Consider the following 5,559-nt stretch of genomic DNA (forward strand, 5'->3'; position numbering starts at 1 on the left):
AATTGCTGGTCAATTACGGCGTCCACCGCAACAAGTACCGCGGCAACTGGAAGATGGTCGGCATGGACGGCTACCATCCCGAAGTGCTGCACGCCTCGGTGTGGGAGATATTGGGCCGGCGCAGCCACAAGACGTTTCGCGACACCTATCCGGACGACGACAGCGTCGCGACGCGCGATTTCGGCAACGGCCACGTGATGCTCGATTCGCACAAGCAGCGCCTGCGCGGTCTGCAGACCCGGCTCGACGACTTCCGCAAGCTGCCGGGTGGGGACCAATATATCGCCGACATGCGGGAGGCCTATGGCGAACGCGCCGATCTCCTGCTCGCATTCGGCGGCGATCCGCACGTCGGCATCTTTCCGAACTTGCAGGTGATCGGCAATCACATCCGGGTGATCGTGCCGATCGCGCCGGACCTCACCGAGGTCCACATGTATCCCACCCGCCTCGTCGGGGTCAGCGATGAGTTCAACGAGCACAGGCTGCGGCTGCACGAATTCTTCTACGGTCCCGCCGGCACGATCTCGCCGGACGACAATGAGATGTTCGAGCGGGTCCAGGTCGGGCTGATGGCGCAGGCCGATCCGTGGATCGACCTCACGCGCGGCATGGGTCAGGAGATCCGCGACGAGGACGGCAGCGTCGTCGGGCGGATCTCGCACGAGCTGACGCAGCGCAGCCAGCTCGACGCTTGGAAATCGTTGATGATCCAAGCGTAACTTTGGGGGAAAAAGATGAATAGCATGCTCTTGAGCGCTGAAGCCCAGCGCGCTGTCGAACCGTTGAGCGCTGAAGCCCAGCGCTCCGTCGAACAGTTTCTGCTCGCCGAAGCGGAGTTGATGGACAACCACCAATATGACGACTGGCTGGCATTATGGGACGAGGATCTCATCTACTGGGTGCCGTGCAATTCCGACGATCAGGATCCGAAGAATTCGGTGTCGCTGATCTACGACCGCCGCGGCCAGCTCGAGGACCGGCTGGCGCGTCTCAAGGGAAAATTCGCATTCGCTCAGCAGCCCCGCTCGCGGCTGCTGCGCGTCGTCTCCAATTTCAGGGTGCGCGAGGCGAGTGCGGACGCCATCGTCGTCACCTCGGCGTTCGCGCTCGGCGAAATCCGCGCTGGCCATGAAACCCATTATTTCGGCCGCACCCGGCACGTGCTGAGGCCCGATGCTTCCGGCTTGAAGATCAAGGAAAAGAAGGTGATGCTGCTGGCCAACGACAGTCCGTTGAACAGCGTCACCTTCCTGCTCTGACCCTCAGCAGCGTGCCGGCTGCGGCTTCGCCGACCAGTGGGAGAAAGACTATCTCGGTTTTTGGCTCGGATTCCGGCAGTCCGCCGCTGATCGGCATCATCATCGGGGACCCGGCCGGGGTCGGACCCGAGGTCAGCGTCAAGGCGCTGGCCGAGTGGCCAGCTGAGCAGGGCCGGCCGCTCCTGATCGGCAGCATCGACGTAGTGCGCAAGGCGGCGGCGATCTGCGATGTGGCACTCGAATTCCGGCCGTGCGCGACCTTGGAGGAGGCGGAATTCGGCGCCGGCATCGTCCCGGTGCTCGATCCCGGCGGCGCCGAGCTCGACGAGTGGCGGTTCGGGCAGACCTCCGACGCCACTGCGCGCGCCTCGTACAACTGGCTGCTATCCGGGCAACAGCTCGCTCAGAGCGGCCTGCTCGCCGGCCTGGTCATCGGCCCGATGGACAGCGTTGCGCTCAAGAAGGTCGGCATCAGCATGGACGGGCCGGACTTCGAGCCGCCCGAAACCTTCCAATTGCGCCTCAGCGGAACGTTGCGCGTCGTGCCGATCACCGAGCACATCCGCACGCGCGAGATCGTTTCGTACGTCAAGCAGGACCGCATCCTCAAGCTGATCGGCCTGCTCGATGCGAAGCTCAGGCAATGGGGTATCGCCGAGCCCCGGATCGGCGTCGCCGGCGTCAACCCGCATGCCGCCTATGAGGAGGAGAAGCAGGAGATCGCGCCCGCGATCGCCGCTGCCCGCGAGGCCGGGGTTCGGGCGGACGGCCCGGTTTCGCCTGACTCGGTCTTCCGGATGGCGCTCGAAGGACGCTTCGACGCGGTCGTGACCATGTTCCACGACCAGGGCCAGATCGCGGTCAAAACCGTCGGCTTCGCCGGCGCCTGCACGGTGTTCCTCGGGCTCCCTTACATCCGGATCGGCATTCCGCACGGCACCGCAGTCGAGATTGCCGGCACCGGCAAGGCCCAGCATTTGTCGATGCTCGCTGCGATACGGACCGCGGCGGCGCTGGCCGACGGGCGTTTGTCCGAACTGCCAAGCTGAGGGGATAGCAAGCATGGACCGATCGACACGAGCGGGGGACGCGACTTGCCCACTTCAACCCTAGCCTTTCCCCGGATCGTGAGGATCGGCGGCGGCGCCTCCGGCGAAGTGCCCGAGGTCCTGAAGCAGCTCGGCTTTTCCCGGCCGGCGCTGCTGACCGGAAAGCACGTTCACGGCTCCGGCATGGTGCAGCCGCTGCTCGATCGGCTGGAGTCGGCCGGAATTGCGGTGCGGGTCAGCACCGAGACGGTGCCGGATCCGACCGTGGCCGCGGTCGAGGCCTGCGTCGCCTTCCTGCGGCAGGGGGACCACGATTGCCTGATCGCCTTCGGCGGCGGCAGCGTGCTCGACACCGCGAAGATCGCGGCGCTGGTCTTCCGGCAGGGCGGCGCGACGCGCGACTATAAGGCGCCGCGCCTCGTGGACGAGCCGGGGCTGCCGGTGATCGCGATCCCGACCACGGCGGGCACCGGCTCCGAGGTCAGCCGTTTCGCCACCGCGGCCGACCAGCTCACCGACGAGAAGATGCTGTTCATGGGCCTCGGCTTCCTGCCGGTGGCGGCGCTGGTCGATCATGAGCTGACCGTGTCGAAGCCGCCGCGGCTGACCGCGGATACCGGCCTCGACGCTTTGACCCACGCGATCGAATCCTATGTCAGCGCGCGCGCCAATGCCTTCACGCGCGGCCAGGCGCTGATGGCGTTGCGGGCGATCGGCCCCAATTTGCGCGCCGCTTACCGCGAGCCTGGGAACGCCGCGGCGCGTGAGGCGATGATGCTCGGCGCCACCTATGCCGGGCTCGCCTTCTCCAATTCCAGCGTCGCGCTGGTCCATGCGCTCAGCCGTCAGCTCAGCGCTTTGTTCCATATGTCGCACGGCCTCTCGAACGCGATGCTGCTGCCGACCGTGACCGAATTTTCGGCCCCAGCGGCGCCCGCGCTTTACGCGGATTGCGCTCGGGCGATGGGCCTCGCCGCGGAGGCCGAGGCCGAGGACGATGCGGTGGCGGTGGCGCGGCTGTTGGCCGAACTGCGTGCGCTCAACGCCGATCTCGAGGTTCCGAACCCGAAAGCCTTCGGCGTCCCCGAGGCGCGCTTCGAGGACGCACTCGTCCCGATGGCCGAGCGCGCGCTCGCGTCCGGCACTCCCGGCGTCAATCCGCGGGTGCCGAACGTGGAGGAGATCGTCGAGATCTACAGGCGCGCCTGGAACGCGTAAGGAGACCCCATGCCCCAGTCGACCGCGCCCCCATCGGTCCCGCCCGCATCGATCTTGCTGCCCCGGATCCTGCGCATCGGTGGGGGAGCTTCCCGGCAGCTGCCGGACGTCCTGTCAGCCCTCGGCCTCTCGCGGCCGTTTCTGATCACCGACCGATTCCTGTGGGAGCAGGGGCCAGCGCAGGCGCTTGTCGAGCTCATGGCCGATGCCGGCATGGCGGCAGGGGTGTACGCGGACACCGTCCCGGACCCGACGATCGCCGATGTGGAGAATTGCCTCGAACAGCTTGGCCGGGGCCAGCACGATTGCGTGATCGGTCTGGGCGGGGGAAGCCCGATCGACACCGCCAAGATGGTGGCGGTACTGGCCGTCCATGGCGGGCCGGTCAGCCGGTATAAAGTACCCCACGACCAGGTTCAGCCGGGGCTTCCGATCCTCGCCGTTCCCACCACCGCCGGTACCGGTTCGGAGGCAACGCGCTTCACGATCATCACCGATGGCGAGACCGACGAGAAGATGCTCTGCGCCGGCTCCGCCTATCTTCCGATCGCCGCCCTGGTCGATTACGAACTGACCTTGTCCAAGCCACGGCGCCTCACCGCGGACACCGGGCTCGACTCGCTCACCCATGCCATCGAAGCCTATGTGAGCCGCAAGGCGAACCCCTTTTCGGACGGGATGGCGCTGCTCGCGATGAAGGCGATCGCGCCCAATCTGCGCATTGTTTGCAACGATCCCGCCAACCGCAAGGCGCGCGAGGCGATGATGCTCGGCGCCACCCAGGCCGGAATGGCCTTTTCCAACGCCAGCGTCGCGCTGGTCCATGGCATGAGCCGGCCGATCGGCGCGCACTTCCATGTCCCGCATGGCCTCTCCAATGCGATGCTCTTGCCCTTCGTCACCGCCTTTTCGGCGCCCGCCGCGCTCGCACGCTATGCCGAGTGTGCGCGTGCGATGGGCTTGGCCGAGGCGATCGAGCCGGACACGGTCGCGGTTGCGCGTCTCGTCGACGAGCTGACCGCGCTCAATGCCGATCTCGACGTCCCAACCCCGAAGAAATACGGTATCGATGCTTCCGAATGGCGGCGGCTTTTGCCGACTATGGCCGAACAAGCGATCGCGTCTGGTTCCCCGGCCAACAATCCCCGCGTCGCGAGCGCCGAGCAAATGCAAGATCTGTATATGAAAGCCTGGGAGGCCTGACGAGAGCGGGTCCAGGTTCATGCTGTCGTCGCCGGACGTGCCGATTTGCACGCGCGTGAGACCGGGGGGTTGGTATTAATCGAAACCTAACGGTGGTCAAAGAATCGCGAATTGTCTTCGCGCGCATCCCTCCACATAAAGTTTCAAAAGCCGGCGCGGCGATCATGCAATCGCACGCGGCGCGCACCCATGGAGGAGGATGTATGGCGGACGAGAGCGGCGTATTGGAGCGGCGTATCGGCGAGCCGGACGAGCGCACCGGCGTCGACTATAATCTGATCGACGCCGATGCCCATATGACCGAGCCGAGTGATCTGTGGAACCGGGTCGACAAGCCGTTCCGCGATAGAGTCCCCGAGATCGTCGATGGTTATAACGGCCGGCCAGGCATGTTCCTGGTGTTCGAAGGCCGTGCGATCAAGATGATGGGCGAGGAGGAGCGCGGCGCGGTGCGGCACTTCGAGCGCCCGGGCGGCTGGGATCCTGCCGAGCGGTTGAAGGACATGGCGATCGATGGGCTTTCGGCGGCGGTGCTGTACACCACCACCGGCCTGTTCGTCTTCAGCACCGTCGATGCGGCGCTCCAGGAGCAGTGCTTCCGCGTCTATAACGACTGGCTGGCGGACTATGTCAGCTATGCGCCCGATCGCCTGAAGGGGCTTGGGCTGGTGTCCTTGTTCGACATCGAGAACGGCACCAGGGAGCTTGAACGCTGCCACAAGCTTGGCTTGAGCGGGGCATTGATCTGGTCGGCGCCGCCCGAGGATAAGCCGGGCTATGCGGCGCCGGCCTACAACCGGTTCTGGCAGACGGCTTCAGAGCTCAAC

Annotated in this window: 6 protein-coding genes; all 6 read left to right on the plus strand. The window is 65.8% G+C overall.

The window, feature by feature from the left end; translation table 11 throughout:
* The coding region (locus V6M48_RS02450; protein WP_332810937.1) for an SRPBCC family protein at positions 1-722 on the plus strand (722 nt) is incomplete at its 5' end.
* A gap of 24 nt (positions 723-746) precedes the next feature.
* A complete protein-coding gene (locus V6M48_RS02455) occupies positions 747-1,262 on the plus strand; it encodes an aromatic-ring-hydroxylating dioxygenase subunit beta (RefSeq protein ID WP_332810938.1) in 516 nt (171 codons plus the stop codon).
* Positions 1,263-1,273: 11 nt separating this feature from the next.
* Positions 1,274-2,311 (plus strand): PdxA family dehydrogenase, encoded by a 1,038-nt coding sequence (locus V6M48_RS02460; RefSeq protein WP_332810939.1) that lies wholly within the window; start codon positions 1,274-1,276, stop codon positions 2,309-2,311.
* Positions 2,312-2,356: 45 nt separating this feature from the next.
* On the plus strand, positions 2,357-3,529 hold the full coding sequence (locus V6M48_RS02465; protein WP_332810940.1) for an iron-containing alcohol dehydrogenase: 1,173 nt from the start codon (positions 2,357-2,359) through the stop codon (positions 3,527-3,529).
* A 9-nt stretch (positions 3,530-3,538) separates the two neighbouring features.
* Positions 3,539-4,732, plus strand: a complete 1,194-nt coding sequence (locus V6M48_RS02470) for an iron-containing alcohol dehydrogenase (RefSeq protein WP_332810941.1) — start codon at positions 3,539-3,541, stop codon at positions 4,730-4,732.
* Between the two features lie 203 nt (positions 4,733-4,935).
* Positions 4,936-5,559, plus strand: a 624-nt coding sequence (locus V6M48_RS02475) for an amidohydrolase family protein (protein WP_443019033.1), incomplete at its 3' end; no start/stop codon positions are given.

It is taken from the genome of Sphingomonas sp., assembly GCF_036677245.1.
Taxonomy (GTDB): domain Bacteria; phylum Pseudomonadota; class Alphaproteobacteria; order Sphingomonadales; family Sphingomonadaceae; genus Allosphingosinicella.